21 protein-coding genes are annotated in these 20,751 nt (G+C 44.5%); all 21 read left to right on the forward strand.

The window, feature by feature from the left end; translation table 11 throughout:
- The first annotated feature begins 12 nt into the window (after window positions 1-12).
- The 21 genes from AB840_RS06095 (at window position 13) to AB840_RS06195 (ending at window position 20,700) form a co-directional block, all read left to right on the forward strand.
- Window positions 13-273, forward strand: a complete 261-nt coding sequence (locus AB840_RS06095) for an IreB family regulatory phosphoprotein (protein WP_048513948.1) — start codon at window positions 13-15, stop codon at window positions 271-273.
- A 5-nt stretch (window positions 274-278) separates the two neighbouring features.
- Window positions 279-695: a Holliday junction resolvase RuvX gene (gene ruvX / locus AB840_RS06100; protein ID WP_048513949.1), complete on the forward strand. Its 417-nt coding sequence runs from the start codon at window positions 279-281 to the stop codon at window positions 693-695.
- A 1-nt stretch (window position 696) separates the two neighbouring features.
- A complete protein-coding gene (locus AB840_RS06105; protein WP_048513950.1) occupies window positions 697-966 on the forward strand; it encodes a DUF1292 domain-containing protein in 270 nt (89 codons plus the stop codon).
- 314 nt (window positions 967-1,280) lie between these two features.
- A complete protein-coding gene (gene secA / locus AB840_RS06110; RefSeq protein WP_072061777.1) occupies window positions 1,281-3,749 on the forward strand; it encodes a preprotein translocase subunit SecA in 2,469 nt (822 codons plus the stop codon).
- 30 nt (window positions 3,750-3,779) lie between these two features.
- A protein-coding gene (gene prfB / locus AB840_RS06115; protein ID WP_354523151.1) for a peptide chain release factor 2 occupies window positions 3,780-4,917 on the forward strand; the annotation gives its coding sequence in 2 pieces (ribosomal slippage) (window positions 3,780-3,863 and window positions 3,865-4,917; 1,137 coding nt in all).
- The gene (locus tag AB840_RS06120) at window positions 4,914-5,603 is read left to right on the forward strand and encodes an LmeA family phospholipid-binding protein (protein WP_234984802.1); all 690 of its coding nucleotides are present in this window, start codon (window positions 4,914-4,916) and stop codon (window positions 5,601-5,603) included. Before prfB ends, AB840_RS06120 begins: the two co-directional genes overlap by 4 nt.
- Before the next feature lie 14 nt (window positions 5,604-5,617).
- Window positions 5,618-7,675 carry a DUF5693 family protein gene (locus AB840_RS06125; protein ID WP_048513953.1) on the forward strand — a complete coding sequence of 686 codons (2,058 nt, stop codon included), beginning with the start codon at window positions 5,618-5,620 and terminating at the stop codon, window positions 7,673-7,675.
- Complete coding sequence (gene csaB / locus AB840_RS06130) at window positions 7,668-8,798, forward strand: polysaccharide pyruvyl transferase CsaB (RefSeq protein ID WP_048513954.1); 1,131 nt, start codon at window positions 7,668-7,670, stop codon at window positions 8,796-8,798. The genes AB840_RS06125 and csaB overlap by 8 nt, the downstream gene beginning before the upstream one ends.
- A 37-nt stretch (window positions 8,799-8,835) precedes the next feature.
- A complete protein-coding gene (ftsE, locus tag AB840_RS06135) occupies window positions 8,836-9,522 on the forward strand; it encodes a cell division ATP-binding protein FtsE (protein ID WP_048513955.1) in 687 nt (228 codons plus the stop codon).
- Complete coding sequence (gene ftsX / locus AB840_RS06140) at window positions 9,512-10,399, forward strand: permease-like cell division protein FtsX (protein ID WP_048513956.1); 888 nt, start codon at window positions 9,512-9,514, stop codon at window positions 10,397-10,399. The genes ftsE and ftsX overlap by 11 nt, the downstream gene beginning before the upstream one ends.
- Before the next feature lie 5 nt (window positions 10,400-10,404).
- Window positions 10,405-11,604 (forward strand): murein hydrolase activator EnvC family protein, encoded by a 1,200-nt coding sequence (locus AB840_RS06145; protein WP_048513957.1) that lies wholly within the window; start codon window positions 10,405-10,407, stop codon window positions 11,602-11,604.
- Window positions 11,605-11,612: 8 nt separating this feature from the next.
- Window positions 11,613-12,770, forward strand: a complete 1,158-nt coding sequence (locus AB840_RS06150; RefSeq protein ID WP_048513958.1) for a S41 family peptidase — start codon at window positions 11,613-11,615, stop codon at window positions 12,768-12,770.
- A gap of 248 nt (window positions 12,771-13,018) precedes the next feature.
- Entirely contained in the window at window positions 13,019-14,290 is a 1,272-nt protein-coding gene (gene obgE, locus AB840_RS06155) for a GTPase ObgE (protein WP_048513959.1), read from the forward strand.
- A 58-nt stretch (window positions 14,291-14,348) separates the two neighbouring features.
- Entirely contained in the window at window positions 14,349-14,642 is a 294-nt protein-coding gene (locus AB840_RS06160) for a YhbY family RNA-binding protein (RefSeq protein WP_048513960.1), read from the forward strand.
- Window positions 14,643-14,654: 12 nt separating this feature from the next.
- Window positions 14,655-15,785 carry a glutamate 5-kinase gene (proB, locus tag AB840_RS06165; protein WP_048513961.1) on the forward strand — a complete coding sequence of 377 codons (1,131 nt, stop codon included), beginning with the start codon at window positions 14,655-14,657 and terminating at the stop codon, window positions 15,783-15,785.
- 15 nt (window positions 15,786-15,800) lie between these two features.
- A complete protein-coding gene (locus AB840_RS06170; RefSeq protein ID WP_048513962.1) occupies window positions 15,801-17,048 on the forward strand; it encodes a glutamate-5-semialdehyde dehydrogenase in 1,248 nt (415 codons plus the stop codon).
- 144 nt (window positions 17,049-17,192) lie between these two features.
- Window positions 17,193-17,834, forward strand: a complete 642-nt coding sequence (gene nadD / locus AB840_RS06175) for a nicotinate-nucleotide adenylyltransferase (RefSeq protein ID WP_048513963.1) — start codon at window positions 17,193-17,195, stop codon at window positions 17,832-17,834.
- Window positions 17,792-18,394 (forward strand): bis(5'-nucleosyl)-tetraphosphatase (symmetrical) YqeK, encoded by a 603-nt coding sequence (gene yqeK / locus AB840_RS06180; protein WP_048513964.1) that lies wholly within the window; start codon window positions 17,792-17,794, stop codon window positions 18,392-18,394. Before nadD ends, yqeK begins: the two co-directional genes overlap by 43 nt.
- On the forward strand, window positions 18,394-19,428 hold the full coding sequence (locus AB840_RS06185; RefSeq protein ID WP_048513965.1) for an LCP family protein: 1,035 nt from the start codon (window positions 18,394-18,396) through the stop codon (window positions 19,426-19,428). The genes yqeK and AB840_RS06185 overlap by 1 nt, the downstream gene beginning before the upstream one ends.
- A gap of 32 nt (window positions 19,429-19,460) precedes the next feature.
- The gene (rsfS, locus tag AB840_RS06190) at window positions 19,461-19,838 is read left to right on the forward strand and encodes a ribosome silencing factor (protein ID WP_048513966.1); all 378 of its coding nucleotides are present in this window, start codon (window positions 19,461-19,463) and stop codon (window positions 19,836-19,838) included.
- Between the two features lies 1 nt (window position 19,839).
- Window positions 19,840-20,700 (forward strand): CvfB family protein, encoded by an 861-nt coding sequence (locus AB840_RS06195; RefSeq protein ID WP_048513967.1) that lies wholly within the window; start codon window positions 19,840-19,842, stop codon window positions 20,698-20,700.
- Window positions 20,701-20,751: the final 51 nt, after the last annotated feature.

Below are 20,751 nucleotides of genomic sequence, written 5' to 3' on the forward strand. Positions count from 1 at the left end.
GGACGTGATTACATGGCAGTAAATGATGAAACGATGATTATGCAAAACAGAAACGAAGAACAGACTGTTGCATCCATGATATTGGAAGATGTATATCATGCATTGGAAGAAAAAGGATATAATCCGGTCAACCAGATTGTAGGCTATCTGCTCTCCGGGGATCCCACGTATATTACCAGCCATAATAATGCCCGCAGCAATATCAGACGCATTGAACGGGATGAACTGATCGAAGAGCTGGTACGTTCATATGTCAAGCAACGGGGATTGTAGCATATATGCGTATTTTAGGCTTGGATGTGGGATCGAAAACAATTGGCGTAGCTTGCAGTGATGCCTTGCTTATTACGGCTCAGGGACTTGAAACAATTCACAGAACTACTCAGAAAAAAGATTTTCAACGTCTTTTAGATATTGTGCGGGAAAAAGAAGTGCACCGTGTTGTCGTGGGAATGCCGCGTCATATGAATGGTGATCGGAGTATTAATATTGATAAAATTGAGCAAATGGTGGATGAATTGCGCAAGGTCATGCCTGAGATGGACTTTGTCTACTGGGATGAACGCCTGACGACGGTAATGGCTGAACGAGAACTCATTGCAGCCAATGTCCGGCGGAACAAAAGAAAACAAGTCATCGATAAAATGGCAGCTGTATTTATTTTGCAGAATTATTTAGATGCGCAGGGAGGATAATATGGCAGAAGAATTAGAAGAAGTACAGGTAGTTACCATTACCGGTGAAGATGGCTCGGAAGAGTATTATGCAGAAGCTGCTGTTATCGAATGGGATGGCAAAACCTTTGCCATACTGGCACCGTACAGTGAAGACGAGGACGAAGAAGACTCCGGCGATGCTATTATTGCACGTATTGATGTAGAAGACGGTGAATCTGTTTATGTTGCACCGACTGATGAAGAATTTGAAGCCGTTGCCAAGCAGTATGAACGCATGACAGAAGAATAAGGCTGGCATGTCGTATTTTCTAATGGAAATGGGGCAGGCAGATTTTGAAGCTTAATAAAACACACTGTCTTTTTACCTTAGATGGGCAGTGTGTTTTATTTTCTACTATTTTTTAAGTGCAGATGAATGTATTTTGTTCTTATTTTATAATTATGCAAAGTAAATAGCGTTTTATATATACATAAAATGTAGCGTTTTCCTAGTCCTTATGAAGGGGTGCTTCTAATTCCCTTGTCTTTTATCCCTTAGTTTGATAAAATGTATAATTGATATAAATGTGTAGTAGATTGCGTTGTAATTGGAGGGCTCAATAGGTGTTTAATAAATTGATACAGAGGTTGCTTGGCAACAATACTGAACATGAATTGAAAAAAATGTGGCCTACCGTCCATCAGATCAATGATTTGGAACCGAAATTGATGGCTCTGAGCGATTCGTCGCTGCAGGAAAAAACATTTGAATTCAAACAGCGGCTGGCCGATGGAGAAACATTGGAAGATATTCTTCCAGAAGCATTTGCTGTTGTCCGTGAAGCGTCACGGCGTGTTCTTGGCATGCGCCATTTCGATGTGCAGCTGTTAGGCGGTATTGTTTTACATCGCGGCGATATTGCAGAAATGAAAACAGGTGAAGGAAAAACTCTTGTGGCAACCCTGCCTGTTTATTTGAATGCCCTCACCGGCAAGGGCTCGCATGTTGTTACCGTCAATGACTATTTGGCTACCCGCGATAGTGAAGAAATGGGGCAGATTTATAAATTTCTTGGTCTGTCCGTAGGGCTGATCGTCCATGATTTAACCTATGATCAACGGCGCCGTGCGTATAATGCGGATGTTACATATGGGACAAACAATGAATTTGGCTTTGATTATTTACGGGATAATATGGTTATCAGCAAGGATCAAATGGTACAACGCCCGCTTAATTACTGTATTGTCGATGAAGTTGACAGTATTTTGGTGGATGAAGCGCGGACACCGCTTATTATTTCGGGGCCCGGTGAAAAATCGACGGATTTGTATTACACACTGGCGGGTGTTATAAAGCAGCTGGATAAAGAAGATTATACAATGGATGAAAAACAAAAAACCATTGCACCGACCGAATCCGGGGTTGCTAAAATCGAAAAAATGATGGGCGTTGACAATATGTTTGATAACGAGCATCTTGATTTGAATCATTTAGTTATTCAGGCTTTGCGTGCCAGATTTATGATGCACCGTGATAAGGATTACGTTGTCAAAAATGGTGAAATAGTTATTGTTGATGAATTTACGGGCCGTCTTATGTTCGGGCGCCGTTACAGTGACGGACTGCATCAATCTATCGAAGCCAAGGAAAACGTGAAGGTACAGGGTGAAAGTAAAACGCTGGCAACGATTACCTTCCAGAATTATTTCCGTATGTACAATAAACTGGCTGGAATGACCGGTACAGCTAAGACGGAAGAGGACGAATTCAATAAAATATATAAGCTGGATGTATATGTAATTCCGACTAATAAGCCGATGATCCGTAAGGATTTGCCCGATGTCATTTATAAGACGAAGAATGCCAAGTACCGCGCAGTCGTTCGTACTGTCAAGGAGCGCAATGCCGCGGGACAGCCGGTCTTAGTCGGTACAACCTCAATCAGCCAATCGGAAATTCTCAGTCAGATGCTTGACAAAGAGCATATTGTTCACAATGTGCTGAATGCGAAATATCATGAAAAAGAAGCGGAAATTATTAAAAATGCGGGTCAAATGAATACGGTCACGATTGCTACCAATATGGCGGGTCGTGGTACGGATATCAAATTGGGAGCGGGAGTAGCTGACCTTGGCGGGCTTATGATTATCGGAACGGAACGGCATGAAAGCCGCCGGATTGATAATCAGCTTCGTGGGCGTGCGGGACGGCAGGGAGATCCGGGCACAACCCAATTTTTCCTGTCGTTGGAAGACGATCTTATGCGTATTTTTGGTTCTGAAAATATTTCCAAGTTTATGGATAAGCTGGGGATGGAGGAAGACGAGCCCATCACACACAGAATGATTACCCGGTCTATTGAAAAGGCGCAGAAGAAGGTAGAAGGGCATAACTTCGAAATTCGTAAGTACGTACTGGAGTATGATGATGTCATGAATCAGCAGCGTGAAGTTTTATACGGCCAGCGCCGTCAGGTATTGGTGGCAGATTCCTTGCGCAGTACGATTCTTGGCATGGTGGACGATATCATTGTGGAAGGTCTGGATAAGTATGCCAATGAAAAACTGTATCCGGAGGAATGGGATTTTGCAGGTCTTCTGACGCAGATGGAACAGTATTTTGTGCCTAAGGGAGCTACATCCGTTGCTGAGCTGGAAAATCTAAGCCGCATTGAAGTACGGGAAAAGTTGAAAAAGATAGCGGAAGATTTATATGAAACTCGTGAAACGGAAATTGGCGAACAAACAATGCGGGAATTGGAAAAGGCAATTATGCTGCGGGTTGTGGACAGCAAATGGATGGATCATCTCGATGCTATGGATGCTCTGAAGGAAGGAATAAATTTGCGGGCATATGGGCAGAAAAATCCGCTTGTCGAATATAAGTTTGAAGCCTATGAAATGTTTGAAGAAATGGTGGATTCAATTAAACGCACAGTAGTGACTTTCCTGTACCATATACAGGTCACATACAGCAAACCTGTACCGCAGGCTGAGGATCATTTGCAGGGAGCAAGGGAAATTCATGTGGAAAGCAAGCCTGTCAGCCCTGAAGATATTGCAAAGGATGATCAGAATAAGTCAAATGACTAATATAGTATAGAAATCGGTATTCGTTGAAAGATGGTGATTCTTGTGTTATTAGAAGAAATGCGTAAGCCCCTTGAAGATGTACAGAAAAGAATACAGGAAATCGGGGATTCACTTTAACTTAGCTCGTAAAAAGGATAAAATAGCGGATTTGGACATGCAGATGAGTGATCCGGATTTTTGGAATGATCCGGATAAGGCAAAGGCCATTTCCCAGGAAGCAACGCTGCTTAAAGCAGAAGTCGAAGGACATGAAGCCTTGGTCCGCAAGGCGGAGGACGTAAGCGACTATCTTGAGATGGCGATGGAAGACGGTGACACGTCGCTTGTCGGAGATATTGAAAAGCAGTATAATGAGATCTTGAAAGATATTGAAAAAAGAGAAATTCGCCTGCTTCTTTCCGGCGAATATGACAAATGCAATGCTATTATAACCTTTCATGCCGGTGCCGGCGGCACAGAAGCGCAGGATTGGGCGCAGATGCTGATTCGTATGTATACGCGCTGGGCAGAGCGAAATGGTTATCACATTACCGTTATGGATATGCAGCCAGGTGATGAAGCCGGCGTCAAGAGTGCCACCTTTACCATTGAAGGTGAATATGCGTATGGATATCTGAAATCGGAAAAGGGAGTGCACCGGCTGGTTCGTATTTCTCCTTTTGATGCGGCTGCCCGACGGCATACTTCTTTTACAGCTGTGGATGTAATGCCAGAACTTCCTGATGATGTTGCAGTAGAAATTAATATGGAGGAAGTGCGTGTCGATTATTTCCGTGCTTCCGGAGCAGGTGGACAGCATGTAAACAAGACAAGCTCTGCTGTTCGCATGACACACCTTCCGACAGGTGTTGTCGTGCAGTGCCAAAATGAACGATCGCAGCTGCAAAACCGCGAAATGTGCATGAAGTATCTGCGCGCTAAGCTGTTTGAGCTGGAACAGGAAAAACAGGAAAAACTGAAGGCTGAAATCGGCGGAACGCACCAAGCTATCGAATGGGGAAGTCAGATACGCTCATATGTTTTTCATCCGTATAATTTGGTCAAGGATCATCGAACTAACGTGGAAACTGGCAATGTTCAGGCTGTGATGGACGGTGATCTGGATATTTTCATTGAAGGATTTTTACAGCGAGAAAAGGAAAAAAAATTAGCGAAGCAGGAGCTATGATGAAAAAACTGATTATATTATGCATCATGGTTGTTCTGATTGTTGTGGGAGCCAATATGTATGCACCACAAATAGCTGAAGCTGGTTTATATCAGGCCTTGTCTGGAAAAATGGATATAGAGCCCGGCGATGTACATGTCAACGCATCGCCGGGACTCAAGGTTTTAAAGGGAGATTTGGATAGTATTACCGTACATGGAAAAAATTTTGCTGTCGGTGATCTGCGTTTTGAATCGTTTGACTGCGATTTGAAAGGAATCCATTTTAGCCCGGCAGACAGCTTGATGAATCAACAGCTTACGATGCTGCATGCAGATAGTGGAGAAATGACTGCCTCGATACGCAGCGATGATCTGAAAACATTTTTAACGCAAAAAGTCAATAATCTTTCAGATGTATCTGTCATTTTTAGTGATGATGCCGTACAGGTACGCGGAACTGTCAAACTGGGTGGCATATTGACGGCGCAGGCAATTATTCAGGGCAGCTTTGGTATGAACGGAAATAAATTGATGTTTATACCCTCCAATGTTATTGTTGAAGGCATGGGCATGACATTTAACGGTACCCGCCTGGGCAGCACTGAAATTTATGATTTCAGTACTTTTCCGCTGGGAATCAGACCGGATAGTGTGACTTTGCATGATAATGTCCTTACTATTCATGGGCGAGTCAGCAATACATAGATAAGGTGGAAATAATGGCAAAAAAAAATTCACGCAGTAAGGTAGTAATGATATTGGCAGTTCTGGTCGGACTGGTTTGTTCTATTTATTTATGCGTTCAACGCTATTATATAGAAGAAAACAGCATGGCTATTGAACAAGCTATGGATTATGATGCCGTTGTCAATATGGCCCGCAATGACGGCTATGATTTGGATACGGCTCTTGAAAAATGCCGGGATGCCGGAATTACGAGCTTTACCATTTATGATACGACCTTGAATAAGCTGACACAGCGCGGTGAACTCTCGGTAATTACAAAATTGGGATTTCAACTGTATTATCCGCAGTTTCATATTACAAACTTATCGTATGACTATTATCTTATCGGCAAACCGAAAGGGCAGAAGGATGCCTATTTTGATGAGGTGGCACAAGATTTAAAAAATCGTCTTGGGTCAGATAAAGTCGGACGTATTGAAAATGATCAATATCGTATTCTTGGCCTGCGCGGCGTCATGCCTGAGCTGGGTGATCTTAATTTGGGGATCATGACCGCTGATGCCAATACAATTGCGTCACATGGATTTCACGTTATCCTGCGTCCGACGAATTACAGCAACCCCACGCCGGAACAGGTGGCTGGCTTCTTTAAGCGTGCTGATACGATTCAAAATGTCTCTGGGATCATGTTTGTCGGCAAAGAAGTTCTGGGATATACAGCGGCAGCCGACAGCCGGAAGGATATGCTGACATTCACCGCGGATCATATGAAACAGCGGAATATGCCATTCTATATGATTGAGTCCGTAGACCAGCTTCAATATAATACACAAGATGGTATGTATGACTTGGCGGGTCTTCTTCACTACCGTACGGCCAGAGTATATGCTATGGCTAAGGAAGAATTGGAAAAAATCACGCCGGAAGAAGCGGCTATGCGGTATTACATCAGTGATTTAGAACGTAATGTCCGTGTGAATTTGTTCCCTCTTTATAAGAAACCGCTGCATGGGATGAATTTGACCGAAACAAACTTATCGTATATCAAAATAGTTTCTCAAAAATTGCAGGAACGAGGCTATTCATTCGGCAACGCTTCTATAATGCCGGTATATTATCCTAATAAGATATTGCTGGCTGTTGCGGCAGCGGCGGCAGCATGCGGCTTTTTGTTTACCCTGAATTTACTTATTCCCTTGTCAGACAAAATCAATTATATTCTTATGGCGGCGGCTGTTGTATTTGGGGCTGGCGGGGCCTTTATTGCCCAAGGAGCGTTGTTCCTGCAACTGATGGCTGTCGGCTGTGCCACGACAGCGCCTGTTGCGGCTATCCTGATTCTTGTGGATAAATGGCGGAAAATGAAGCTGAACGAAACTGTGGGATATGGACGGGTTATCCGGGATGGCAGTATCGGCTTATCTTATGCGGTTGCCATTGCTATGGTCGGCGGTTTATTTATTGCGGCTCTGCTGGGAAATATCCGGTTCTTTATGGAATTTGATTTTTACCGCGGAGTGAAAATAACTTTTATATTACCACTGATCCTGATAACTATAGGTTATTTGTACCGCTTTCCTTTTTTTGGACAGACGGTTGACTCTACTCCGAATTTTATTTTTTTTGTGAAAAATTTTCTTGATATTCCCATTAAAATGGGATCGTTGGTTTTAGTGGCTGTATTAGGTCTGGCGGCATTTATTTTTGTTGGACGCAGCGGTCATACGGCAGGAGTTCCTGTTCCCGGGGTTGAGGTGGAAATGCGGCGTTTCCTTGAAAATGTAATGTATGCCCGTCCCAGAGAAAAAGAATTTTTAGTAGGACATCCTGCTTTTTTTCTTATGGTGGCGTCTGTGTATCGGAAATGGCCTCAAATTATTCATTACTTTATGGTGATTGCGGCGACAATCGGTGTAGGATCTATGGTTGAAACCTTTGCTCATATACGCACCCCCTTTATTATGTCTTTTATCCGTGGTATTAATGGCTGGATTACCGGAATGATTATCGGTATTCTTCTTATCTGCGGATTAGCAATATTGCAGTACATGACCGCTTGGTTTGGAAAGCGGGTGAAGCCTCGTGATTAAAATCGTCATTTCCGGGTATTACGGATTTGCGAATGCCGGTGATGAAGCCATGCTTTCTGCTATCACCAGTTCGCTGCAGGATATGATTCCGGGGGCAGAAATTACAGTCATTACGGGTAATTGCAGCATGACGAGTGCCAATCACAATGTTAAAACGGTGTATCGCATGAATTTTTTAGGTATCGCAGCGGCTATCTGCCGCTGTGATATTCTTATAAGCGGCGGTGGCAGTCTGCTTCAAAATGTGACCAGCTCACGCAGTCTTTATTATTATTTATATATTATCAGGACTGCATTATTTTTTCACAAACCAGTTATGCTGTATGCCCAGGGGATTGGTCCTGTACGGGGGCGGAAAGCCAGAGAAGCCGTAAAACGCATTCTTCAGCGGGTGGATGTTATCGGAGTTCGGGATGCCGATTCTCAAAAAGAATTGGCGGCTATCGGCGTGACAAAGCCCCATATTCAAATAACGGCGGATGCCGTTTTGGCCATGCATCCGGTGGATACCAATACAGGCTTGTATATCTTGAAAAAAGCCGGTGTCGACGGCATACGCAGGCGTATTGGCATTGCGGTTCGCAATTGGCAGAATATGACGGCGTATAAGGATGAAATAGCAAAGGCTGCTGATGCGCTGCAGCGGCGTTTTGATGCGCATATTATCTTTATCCCTATGCAGTACCCGGCTGATGTAGAGGCCGGAGCCGATATAGCATCCCGGATGAAAACCAGAGCGATTGTTCTTCGGGAACCGTATAATACGGTTGAATTCATGTCCCTGATGGGATGTATGGATGCCGTGATTGCCAATCGCCTTCATGCGTTGATTTTTGCATCGATTATGCAGGTTCCAGTTGCCGCAGTTTCGTATGATCCTAAAATAGACAGTTTTATTCAGCTTATTGGAGAAAAGGTTTGCGGAACGGTAGATACGATACAGGCAGATGCTCTTATAGACGCGGTAAGTCAAAAACTGCAGGCCGGGCAGATTGCCCCTGAGGTCAAGGCCCGTCTGAATCACCTGCGGCGCCAGTCACTGCATAATGCGTGCTTGGCCTTACGTGTGTTGGAAGGGAAAAAGAATTTTCGGTCTGATATGGAAAAGGATACGCGTATCTGAATGTATCCTGTGACTATGGTTTGAAAAGAGGTTTCTTATGATTGATTTAAAAGATGTATCGAAAATGTATGATAACGGCTCTGCTGCCTTAGATCATGTTTCGTTGCATATTAATAAGGGTGAATTTGTTTTTGTCGTGGGGGCCAGCGGTGCCGGCAAATCGACACTGATCAAACTGCTGTCGCATGAAGAATTGCCGTCCTCTGGTTCGGTAGTTGTCAACGATACAGAAGTGAATAAGCTGTCCAAGAGCCGTGTTCCGTACCTGCGCCGTAAAATGGGAATCGTATTTCAGGATTTTCGCCTTTTGCCTAATAAAACGGCTGAGGAGAATGTGGCTTTCGCTATGGAGGTTATCGAGACGCCGCGTCGTGTTATAAAGGAACGGGTCCGGACGGTTCTTGATTTGGTTGGACTTGCCGGTAAGGCGGATGCACTGCCGCAGAATCTGAGTGGTGGGGAACAGCAGCGTGTAGCCATTGCCCGTGCTATTGTCAATCGCCCGCTGCTGCTTATTGCTGATGAACCGACGGGCAATCTGGATCCGGAAACATCACGGGATATTATGGATACGTTTAAAAAAATCAATCACATGGGGACGACCGTTCTTATGGTAACACATGACAAGCAAATGGTGGATATGATGAATAAACGGGTTATTGAAATTGTTGACGGCAAGGTAGTCCGTGATGAACAGAAGGGAGCATACGGAGATGAAAATTAGAACCATGCGCTATTTTATTTCTGAATCCCTTCAATCATTTTGGCGCAATAGTTTTATGTCTATTGCTTCTATTGCTACTGTGGCACTTTCCCTTTTCATTTTAGGGATTTTTATGACAATGGTAGCTAACCTTGACTATTTTGTAGATAATTTGGAAAGCCAGGTTCAGATTAGTGTATATCTAAAAGATGATTTGACGACGGATCAAGTTATGAGTGTCGGGAAACGCTTGAAGGAATTGCCGGATGTCAAGGAAATACAGTTTACCAATAAAGATCAGGCTATGGATGCATTAAAAGAAAGAATGAAGGATCAGCCGGGCATATTGGCTGCATTGGGCGGGAAAAATCCTCTGCCGAGTTCCTATGAAATAACGTTTACCAATCCAGAAGCTGTTAAAAAAACTGCTGCGATAGTGGCGAATTATCCGGAGGTGGAAAGCTCCCATTATGGACAGGCTATTGTGGAACAGCTGTTTAAAATTACGACCATTATTCGTTGGGGTGGCATAGCACTCATTATCTTTTTGACGTTGGCGACTTTATTTATTATTTCGAATACAATTCGCCTGACCGTGTTTGCTCGCCGTAAAGAAATAGGCATTATGAAATACGTAGGAGCCACTAATTGGTTTATTCGCTGGCCATTTTTGCTGGAAGGACTGCTTCTTGGCTTTATTGGTGGATTAATTGCTGATTTTGCGTTATTTCAATTTTATGAATTTGTTACCGTGGCAATTCATGAATCGCTGGCTTTTCTGCCATTGGTCAGTATATATCCCTTTATGTATCAGACGGGAGGAATCCTTTTGGTTATCAGCATGATTATTGGTGCGATTGGCAGTACGATTTCATTGAAACGGTATATGAAGGTGTAGGGCGTATGTTAAAATTTGAATCTCAGAAAAAGTACATAGCAATATGGGTAACAGCCGCTCTTTTGAGTCCGTCCTTTGTGGTTTTTGCGGAAGATGAGGATCTGCAGAATCAGCTTTCCGATGTACAGGGACAAATGAATGAACAGACGCAGAAAAAAAATGATGCTGATGCTGTGATTGGGAATGTGTTTGATAAACTTCGTGTGATTCAGGAAAATCTTGATGCTGCAGTTCGTGATTACAAGGCTATTTCAGACCAGCTGGCACAGACAGAGGCACAGATTAAAGAAACCCAGGCTAAACTTGAGCAGGAAGAGGCGAAACTGCAGACTCGAGAAGGTGTCTTCCGAAAGCGTATCAGGGACATTTATATGCATGGACAATTAAGTTATCTGGATGTTGTTCTCGGTGCCAAGGACTTCAGCGATTTTGCTAATCGAGTGGATTTGCTGCGCCGTATCATTTCTTCCGACATGGAATTAATTACGTCTATCAAAGAGCAGCGCAATCAGATTAATGAATCGAAGCAGCTTTTAGAGACGGAACGGGCTAAGCAGGTTCAGCTCAAATCAGATGCGGAAGCAAAAAAAGCCGAAATAGAAAAGCATAAGGGTGAGCAGCAGGCAATCATGGCAAAAGCTCAAAATGATAAAGCAACAGCTGAAGCAGCATACCGTGAGTTGGAAGCGTCCTCACAGGCTATTGGGGAAATGCTGCGCCAGCGTGCTGCCGAACGAGCAGCGGCGGCCGCTGCTGCGGCGGCTGCGGCACAACCTGCGGATAGCGGCGGCAGTGCCCCGTCTTATCAAGCAACCAGCGGCTCCGGTACGTTTATCTGGCCTGTAAACGGCGTTATCACATCACCTTTCGGGTATCGTACGCATCCGATTTTTGGTACTTCTATTTTTCACAGCGGGATTGATATCGGCGTAGACTATGGAACGCCGGTGCATGCGGCTGACAGCGGCGTCGTTGTAGATGCCGGCTGGATCAGTGGATACGGCTATGCCGTTATTATTGATCATGGCAATGGCTTGTCTACGCTATACGGGCATAACGAATCGCTGGCCGTTTCAGCCGGCCAATCTGTTTCTCAGGGACAGGTTATTGCATATGCTGGATCTACGGGGAACTCTACAGGGCCTCATGTTCATTTTGAAGTGCGTGTAAACGGGGATCCGGTAGACCCCATGTCGTACTTATAGGCGGGATTATGAATAGTCGCATGAAAAAAATCAGAAAAGATATACTGGATGCTGTGTTGTGGATTGGAACGGCCATACTGACCGCAATTATTCTTTTGGCCGGATTGTCATATCAATATACAAGCGATCCGTTAGGATTTGTTAAGCTGTTTCGTACTTTGCATATTGTAGAAACACATTATGCGGGATCAATAGATAAACAGGCGCTTCTGAATGGTGCTTTGGAAGGAATTGTCGCTAAATTAGGGGATAAGCATTCTGTGTATTTAGATGGTGATACGCTGAAGAGCTTTACAGATCAAATGACGGGATCCTATGCCGGGATTGGCATATACCTGGGTTCCGCTGCTGACGGCGGTCTGGTAGCCGGCGTTATTGATGATAGTCCTGCCAGCGAAGCTGATATTCGCCGCGGTGATGTTATTACGGCTATTGACGGGACAGCGACCGCAGGGATGAAGCTGGAAGATATATCGCAGAAAATCCGCGGACCCGTTGATACGACCGTAACGCTGACCGTGCGGCGGGATGGCACAGATAAGACGATTGAATTACAACGCCGCCGTATTCATATAAAAACCGTTGCAGGACAAATGATCGAAGGAACGGATATCGGATATATACGCGTTGCTGTATTTAGCGAAAATACAGGGGAAGAATTCACAAAACAATTTAAGGCTCTCCAGGAGCAGGGCATGAAGAAAATGATTCTTGACTTGCGGGATAATCCTGGCGGACTTGTGGATCAGGCAACGTTGGTAGCGAGTAATTTCGTTCCTCCTGAAAGTACAATCGTTTCATATATGGATAGTAATGGCAAGGAAGAAGCCTTTCGTGCTGATGGGACGACTCAGCTGATTCCTATGGTTGTTCTTATTAATGAAAATTCGGCCAGTGCGTCAGAAATTGTAGCCGGTGACGTTCAGGATATGAAATTGGGGACTATTGTAGGTGTTAAAAGCTATGGCAAGGGGACTGTCCAGGGAGTATATACTATTGATGGTGAAAATGCTGTCAAACTGACGGTAGCCCAGTACAAGACTACAAAAGGAAGACAGATTGACGGCATAGGTATTGAGCCGGATACGGTTGTGTCGCTTCGCCCTAATGATACCATTGACTATCAGCTGGAAAAAGCATTGGAAATATTGAAAGCGCAGGCATAATTTAAAAACTTTGCGCTGTGTTTTAGGGAATTTATAAGAAATGACTTTACAGATTGACATTTTTGCTTTAAAATTTTGAAAGCAGGATGTATATTAATTGTATAGCAGGACAGATAGACAGGAGACATGGTATATGTATGCTGTGTCTCTTTATCTATATAATTGTGTAATATATTGTAAAACCGGCAAAATTGGTTTTTATTATGGGTAAAGTGATGTTGGCCTGCAGTATGCGGATGAGGTGGATTATGTTTATAGATAGAGCAAGAATATTTGTACAATCAGGACGTGGTGGCGACGGTATGAGCAGTTTCCGTCATGAAAAGTTTGTGCCTAAGGGAGGTCCGAACGGCGGTGACGGCGGACAAGGCGGCGATGTTATTTTGGAAGCAGATAGCAATGTCAATACCCTTGTTGATTTTCGGTTTCGCCGTCTTTTTAAAGCCAAGCCGGGAGGAAAAGGACAGGGCAGTAATAAATATGGCAGAGATGCCGAGGATCTGATCATAACGGTGCCTCTCGGCACGGTTATCAAGGATGAAGCGAGCGGCAAAATTATGGCCGATTTGAGTCGGGATGGACAGCAGGCTGTTATTGCTAAGGGTGGCCGTGGTGGCCGCGGCAATTGGCATTTCCGTACCAGTGCAAATCGTACGCCGACTTTTGCCGAATTGGGAGAACCGGGAGAAGAACGATGGCTGCGTTTGGAATTGAAGGTGTTAGCGGATGTAGGTCTTTTAGGCTATCCCAGTGTAGGTAAATCCAGTATTCTGCGGCAGGTATCGGCAGCAGAGCCAGAAGTCGCGGCATACCATTTTACGACACTGAATCCTATTCTGGGAGTAGTCGGTTTGAGTGATCAGCGCAGTTTTGTTATGGCAGACATTCCGGGATTGATTGACGGTGCCAGTGAAGGTGTTGGATTGGGACATGATTTTCTGCGTCATATTGAGCGAACAAAGATCCTCGTCCATGTCCTTGATGTATCGGGGTTGGAAGGGCGTGATCCTATAGAGGATTATGAAAAAATTAATGCCGAACTCGTAAAATATAATGAAAAATTATCTCATAAAAAACAGATTGTAGCGGCTAATAAGATAGATCTTCTAGGGAATTCTGATAATTTGGAACGGCTTCAGGCGTATATGGATACGCGGGATGTAGAGTTGTATCCCATATGTGCTGTCAATGGTACGGGTATGGATGCGCTGCTTGAACGAGTATGGACGCTGTTGACAGAATATGAGGAAGAACCGGATGAAATAGACGAAGAGGTAGTATATAAAGCGGTTGATAAACCCGATTTTGAAATTAAGCGGGATGATGATGGTGCCTTTGTTATTACAGGTCCCCGAGTAGAACGGCTTGTTGCTATGACAAATTTCGATGATGATCAATCGCTGCGGAGGTTTCAGCGTATTTGGCGGTATATGGAACTGGACAAGCTGCTGCAGGAGAAGGGAATTCAGGAGGGCAATACCGTCCGCATTTATTCTAAAGAGTTTGAATATAGGAAATAACCGGCACTGCAGAGAGTAATTTAGCAGTGGGGATGATTATAAAGGAGATATAATATATATGATCGGAAAAGATAAACGACAATTAAAGGCGATGGCCAGCCAAATGCCATCAGTAGTGCAAATAGGTAAGGAAGGCTTGAGCAATGCGGTTATTGATAGTGCTCGTGCGGCGATTACCGCGCGGGAGCTTATCAAGATACATGTTCTCAACAATGCGAATCTGGATGCCAAGGAAACTGCGGAAGAGCTGGCTAATATGCTGGGGGCGGAACTTATTCAGGTTATTGGGCACTACGGTATACTTTTCAAGAAAAAAAACGAAAAATCACACTTTGAGTTTATTGATATATAAGGTTGGGATATTATGTCTGACACGCGGCAGGAATTGATAGAAAAAAAACGTATTGTTGTAAAAATAGGGTCAAGTATGCTGACGCATGAAACGGGAAAACTGAATTATCATCGCATTGAACGTTTAGTCATGGAAATTGCGGATTTGGCAAATCAGGGCAAACAAATGGTTCTGGTATCCTCTGGCGCTGTCAGCGCCGGCATTGGTCCGCTGGGATTGTCAGCTCGGCCGAAGACTATTCGTGAAAAGCAGGCCGTGGCCGCCGTGGGGCAAGGGATACTTATGCATACCTATGAAAAAATGTTTCGTGAATATGGTCAGACAGTGGGGCAGGTTCTGCTCACGCGCATGGATGCACAAGATCGAAAAAAATTTATGAACTCTCGAAATACACTGCTTACCATGCTGGATATGGGGATTATTCCTATTATCAATGAAAATGATGTCGTAGCCATTGATGAATTTAAAATCGGTGACAATGATACGTTATCTGCGATGGTCAGCAGTATTATTGACGCGGATCTACTTATTATATTATCGGATGTAGACGGACTGTATACTGCCAATCCACAAACTCATGCGGATGCCCGCATTATTCCTGTGGTTGATGAAATTGACCGGCATTTCTATGAGATTGCAGGCGGCGCCGGCTCTGCCATGGGAACAGGTGGTATGCTTACAAAAATACAGGCCGCTTCTATTGCCACATCATCGGATGTCGATATGGTTATTGCCTCCGGCAGCGAAGAAGGTATTTTACAGCGTATATGCCGCGGAGATGAGGTAGGAACTCTCTTTAAAGCCCGGGAATCAAATCTTCATTCCAAGAAACGCTGGCTTTTATCGGGTGGTAAATCGCAGGGGAATCTTGTTGTTGATAGGGGCTGCCGGAATGCTATTGTAGAACATGGATCCAGTCTTCTCCCTGTAGGAATCGTTCAGGTTGAAGGACGATTTCATGAAGGCGATATTGTCAATATTATATATGACGACATTGTTATTGCCAAGGGGATTGTGAACTATAATTGTGTGGATGCCAACGCCATTAAAGGGCATAAAACTGATGAAATCAGCAATATTTTAGGACATGATGGTTTTTTTGAAGAAGTTATTCATCGTGATAATCTTGTTGCAATGCAGTAAGGAGGCAGAACTTTTATGGAATCGGAAGTTATCGTCAAGGCCAGAGCTGCCCATGAAGCGGCACGCCAATTAGCGGCAGCGCCGACTGAATTAAAAAACCGGGCATTGATGTATATTGCTGACGCGTTGGAAGTACATCGCGGTGATATTATGTCTGCTAACGAAAAAGATGTAGATCGAGCTCGGGCCGGCGGCATGGGTGAAGCCATGCTGGATCGTCTGAGTTTGACGGAAGCTCGCATCAAGGATATGGCGCGGGGAGTCCGACAGGTTGTCGGACTGGAGGATCCAACCGGTATTTGTCTGGATGACTGGAATCGGCCTAATGGACTGCATATTCGTAAGATAACTGTCCCTTTGGGAGTTGTTGCTATTATTTATGAATCGCGTCCCAATGTTACCGTCGATGCGGCCGTATTGTGCATCAAATCTGGCAACGCCTGCATTCTCCGCGGTGGCAGTGAGTCAATTCATTCCAATATGGTATTGGTAAGCGTGCTGAAAGAAGGTCTGTCACGGGCCGGGCTGAATGCAGACGGCATAGGCTTGCTGGAAAATACAGACAGGGCGTTGGTGAAGGAACTTCTCACGCTTCGTGACTATATTGATATGGCGATTCCACGGGGCGGAGCAGGGCTTATCCGCATGGTTGTCACGACGGCTACCGTTCCATGCATTGAAACGGGAAGCGGTGTATGTCATGTTTATGTGGATAAAGATGCCGATCTTGATATGGCTGTCCGGATTGTTGAAAACGCTAAGGTATCCAGGCCGTCTACCTGTAACGCCATGGAGACACTGTTGGTTCATCAGGACGTAATACGTCCTTTTTTACAAAAACTCATGCTGGTTTTAACAGAAAAGCAAGTGGAACTTCGCGGTGATAATCAGGCTTGCGCTTTTGACGATTCCATAAAAAAAGCGACAGAAGTGGATTGGGGAACAGAATATAATGCACTGATCATGTCGGTTAAAACCGTATCTTCTTTAAAGGACGCATTGGATCACATACGCCGCTACAGTACGCATCACTCGGAAGCAATTGTGACAAATAATAAAAAAACAGCGGAACTGTTTCTGCAGGATGTTGATTCAGCAGCTGTATATGTTAATGCATCGACACGATTTACGGATGGCTTTGAATTTGGCTTTGGTGCTGAAATCGGCATCAGTACGCAAAAGCTTCATGTACGGGGACCGATGGGGCTGACGGCGTTGGTTACATATAAATATGTCATACACGGTCAAGGGCAAATTCGCTGATGAAAAGACTGTGCGGTTATATGCGGACGCTCTGTCAATATGCTGCAGCGCCGAAAACGCGGTATGAGTACAAACACTACGCTGTATTTTTGTTGTTATATCTGATAGCGCTGGCTATCAGTTGGGGAGGCATATACCTTTATAATGGAAATCACTAGGATGGGGATCATGGGAGGGACATTCAATCCGATTCATCTGGGCCATCTGATGATAGCAGAAGAAGCGCGGCAAACGTTCCATTTGGACAGAGTACTATTTATTCCGTCATATATTACGCCGAATAAAAACGTTGACGGCGCAACAGCACAACAGCGGCTGACGATGACCCGGCTGGCTATAGCAGATAATCCGTATTTTGCGGTCAGTGATATGGAAATACGCCGCGGCGGTAATTCATATACTGTCGATACGCTGCGTTTTTTGAAAAAGCTGTACGGCTCGTCGTATATGTTGTATTTTATTTCCGGAACAGATACGATCCATGATCTTCCGAATTGGCATGAGCCGGAAAAAATATTGCAGCTCTGTCAATTCGTTGGGGCGACCCGCCCGGATGGCACCGAAGCGATCGGTAAAATCGTAGAGCGTTTTGGTAAATTGGGAGAGCATATTGTCAAGCTTACCGTGCCGACGATGGAAATTTCCTCAACAGATCTGCGTTTTCGTATCCGCCATGGTATTTCTGTGCGTTATATGATGCCTAAGGCTGTTACTGAATATGTTGAAAAAAATGGAGTATATCAATGTACAATACAGAACTCAAAGAAAGAATCAGAAACAATCTGAAGCACACTCTTTCTGACCAGCGGTATACACATGTCCTTGGTGTTGCTGCGGCCGCCCGCAGGCTGGCTGGAATATATGGATACGATACGGACAAAGCGGAAGTAGCGGGGCTCCTCCATGATGCGGCCAAACAATTGCCGCTGAATGATATGCAGACTTTGGCGCGCCGTTCTTTCGGCGATACTCTGCCCCTGCCGGTTATGGCCACTGGCAGTCTGCTGCACGGCTATGCCGCGGTTACGGTTGCCAGGGAGATTTACGGTATTGATGATCCAGAGCTTTTGGCGTCGTTGGCACATCATACGACCGGAGCTGAAGCGATGGGAATGCTGGAAAAAATTATTTTCGTTGCTGATTATATTGAAGAGAACCGCAGCTTTGAAGGGGTGGAGGCCTTGCGCTGCATTGCTTTTCAGAACTTGGATAAAGCCGTTTTGGCTGGATATGACTCGACGATCCGGCATTTACTAGATCAAGGAAAAACGATTTTTACAGGCACTGTTGTCAACAGAAATGCGCAAATTAAACATCTGTATGACCTGGACAGAAAGGCACGATAATGAAACAGGAAAAGGCAGCGAAACGCCGTCAGCAGCGACGGCGCCTGACAAAAAAATCCGGCAGCAGAAAGAATAGGCTGCGGCTTATAGGAATAGCTATTGTAGGTCTGCTTATCGGTGTAACTTTGCTTGTTGTAGCGTGGAAACACTATCAAGAATCTCGGGCGGCACAATTTCAGGGGCAGCTCAAGGCTGTTCAGAACGGTTCGGCAGAGGCTTTTAGTCAGATAAGTCCCGATACACCGCTGTATGTCCTGATTGTCGGGGTAGATAAGCAAAATCCGCAGCAGGCTAATTTTATTGGCATCGCAGCCGTGAATAAAGAGAAAAAACATATAGATTTTATTATGCTTCCTGATAACACGAAAATTGAAGGCAGAAGGGAAAAAGGCGCTCAGGAGCTGCAAAGCGTATACAGTGAAGGAGGATTACCTTTGCTGCAAGCTGTTGTTGAAGATATATTTCACATCCCGGTTCCCTTTTATGCGCAATTTACGGAAGATACCTTTATCAAGTTGATCGATATGAGCGGCGGTTTGCCCATGTATGTAGAACAGAACATGTATCATGCCGATCACAGCGGCACGACGGATATCAATCTTTTCCAGGGATATCAAAAGCTGGATGGCAGAGAGGCAATGGGATATATGCGATATATTGATCAAGATGGCTATTTGTCCAGAACGCAGCGTCAGGAACGGCTGGTTAAGCTGTTTTATACTGACAGGCAAACACACTTTGGCTTTACGAATATGATTTTTGCATATCGTTTTTGGAATCAGGTTGATTCTAATATTTCAGCTAAGGATATGGCATCTCTGGCCTTTGCTTTTCGGAATGTGCCGGCCTCTGATTTTAATTTTTATATTTTACCGGGTGAACTTTCTAAAAAAATGGATAGACATGAAGCAGGAACCGATTCATATTGGGTCTATGATCCTGTAGAAGTACAGAAAGTCATCGGAAATACAAATAATGCTATTGTTGCGGCGCCGGATCCGGAAAGCAAGAATGATGCGGCGGCACATCTATAGTCTGTGGTGAGAATTTTTAAAGGAGAACATATATGCCAATTGTAGAAAAGGATACAAAACAGAAAAAGGATTTGAAAAGTTATGAAATAGCGGCTCAAGCCGCATATGATAAAAAAGGCTGGGATATTGCGATACTTAATATGGAGCAAGCCTCCATGTCGGCTGATTATTTTGTTATTTGCAGTACCCGCAATAGTCGCCAAGCGCAAAGCGTGGCGGACAGCATCGAAGAAGAAATGAAGAAAAAAGGGCATGATATATATCATGTGGAAGGGTATCGGACAGGAAAATGGATTCTTGTCGATGCCGGTGAAGTCGTGGCTCATGTTTTTGTGGAACAGGACCGCGCCTACTATGAACTGGAAAATTTATGGTGCGATGCGGAACGGATTCCGTTCGAAGGTGAATAGAATGACTCCATTATTACAGGAAAACAGTATTGTGACATTGGAAGTGCTGCGTGTCAGTGATCTGGGAGCATTTCTCAATGGCGGAACAGGCAATACAAACGATGATATACTTCTTCACAAAAACCAACAGATCAGTCCGGTACAAATAGGGGATCAGGTCACGGTGTTTTTGTATCACGATCCGTCAGGGCGCTTGACTGCCAGTATGCGCCTGCCGAAAATCAAGCTGGGGCAGATTGGTTACGCTCCCGTTATTAATACAACTCGATTTGGTGCTTTTGTCGATGTAGGAACAGAGCGCGGGATTTTTATGCCTTTTGCAGAAATGAAAGGACGTCCTAAAGAGGGAGAATATATCTGGGTTAAATTATACGAAGATAAATCTCATAGACTGGCAGTTTCCATGGAGGTTGCCGATGAAATGAGACGGGCTTCCAAATCAGCGGAGGAAGCGCAGATCGGCAGCTGGGTTGAAGGTGCCGTATATAATATGACAGATCAGGGCGCCTATATCATGACCAGGGAACGATGGATTGCATTTCTTCATCGCAGTGAATTTAACGGCCCTATTCTTATTGGGCAAATGATAAAGGGGCGTATCACTTACCTGCGGGAAGACGGACGCATTAATATTGCGCTGCGTCAGACGAGGGAAAATGAAATTACTCCGGACGGCGAGAAAATTCTTGATTTTTTAAGGCAGAGAAAAGGGAAAATGCCTTATGGGGATAAAACGGCGCCAGCCGTTATCAAGGCTAAATTTTCCTTGAGTAAGGCTTCCTTTAAACGTGCTTTAGGGCATCTGATGAGAGAAAAAAAAATTCATCAGCAGGATGGCTGGACGTACTTGGATGAGGAATAATGGACAGAGGCTTCCTTTGGAGGTCTCTGTTCTTTTTATATAATATGTAAA

The sequence above is a fragment of the Megasphaera cerevisiae DSM 20462 genome (assembly GCF_001045675.1).
Classification (GTDB): domain Bacteria; phylum Bacillota; class Negativicutes; order Veillonellales; family Megasphaeraceae; genus Megasphaera; species Megasphaera cerevisiae.

Excerpts from the sequence above, each read along its gene's own strand:
- ruvX (WP_048513949.1), top strand. The coding sequence starts at position 279 with ATGCGTATTTTAGGCTTGGATGTGGGATCGAAAACAATTGGCGTAGCT.
- rsfS (WP_048513966.1), top strand. The coding sequence starts at position 19,461 with ATGCCAATTGTAGAAAAGGATACAAAACAGAAAAAGGATTTGAAAAGT.
- yqeK (WP_048513964.1), top strand. The coding sequence starts at position 17,792 with ATGTACAATACAGAACTCAAAGAAAGAATCAGAAACAATCTGAAGCAC.
- AB840_RS06125 (WP_048513953.1), top strand. The coding sequence starts at position 5,618 with ATGGCAAAAAAAAATTCACGCAGTAAGGTAGTAATGATATTGGCAGTT.
- AB840_RS06170 (WP_048513962.1), top strand. The coding sequence starts at position 15,801 with ATGGAATCGGAAGTTATCGTCAAGGCCAGAGCTGCCCATGAAGCGGCA.
- AB840_RS06105 (WP_048513950.1), top strand. The coding sequence starts at position 697 with ATGGCAGAAGAATTAGAAGAAGTACAGGTAGTTACCATTACCGGTGAA.
- obgE (WP_048513959.1), top strand. The coding sequence starts at position 13,019 with ATGTTTATAGATAGAGCAAGAATATTTGTACAATCAGGACGTGGTGGC.
- nadD (WP_048513963.1), top strand. The coding sequence starts at position 17,193 with ATGGAAATCACTAGGATGGGGATCATGGGAGGGACATTCAATCCGATT.
- AB840_RS06185 (WP_048513965.1), top strand. The coding sequence starts at position 18,394 with ATGAAACAGGAAAAGGCAGCGAAACGCCGTCAGCAGCGACGGCGCCTG.
- proB (WP_048513961.1), top strand. The coding sequence starts at position 14,655 with ATGTCTGACACGCGGCAGGAATTGATAGAAAAAAAACGTATTGTTGTA.
- AB840_RS06150 (WP_048513958.1), top strand. The coding sequence starts at position 11,613 with ATGAATAGTCGCATGAAAAAAATCAGAAAAGATATACTGGATGCTGTG.
- AB840_RS06195 (WP_048513967.1), top strand. The coding sequence starts at position 19,840 with ATGACTCCATTATTACAGGAAAACAGTATTGTGACATTGGAAGTGCTG.
- ftsX (WP_048513956.1), top strand. The coding sequence starts at position 9,512 with ATGAAAATTAGAACCATGCGCTATTTTATTTCTGAATCCCTTCAATCA.
- AB840_RS06095 (WP_048513948.1), top strand. The coding sequence starts at position 13 with ATGGCAGTAAATGATGAAACGATGATTATGCAAAACAGAAACGAAGAA.
- AB840_RS06120 (WP_234984802.1), top strand. The coding sequence starts at position 4,914 with ATGATGAAAAAACTGATTATATTATGCATCATGGTTGTTCTGATTGTT.
- AB840_RS06160 (WP_048513960.1), top strand. The coding sequence starts at position 14,349 with ATGATCGGAAAAGATAAACGACAATTAAAGGCGATGGCCAGCCAAATG.
- AB840_RS06145 (WP_048513957.1), top strand. The coding sequence starts at position 10,405 with ATGTTAAAATTTGAATCTCAGAAAAAGTACATAGCAATATGGGTAACA.
- ftsE (WP_048513955.1), top strand. The coding sequence starts at position 8,836 with ATGATTGATTTAAAAGATGTATCGAAAATGTATGATAACGGCTCTGCT.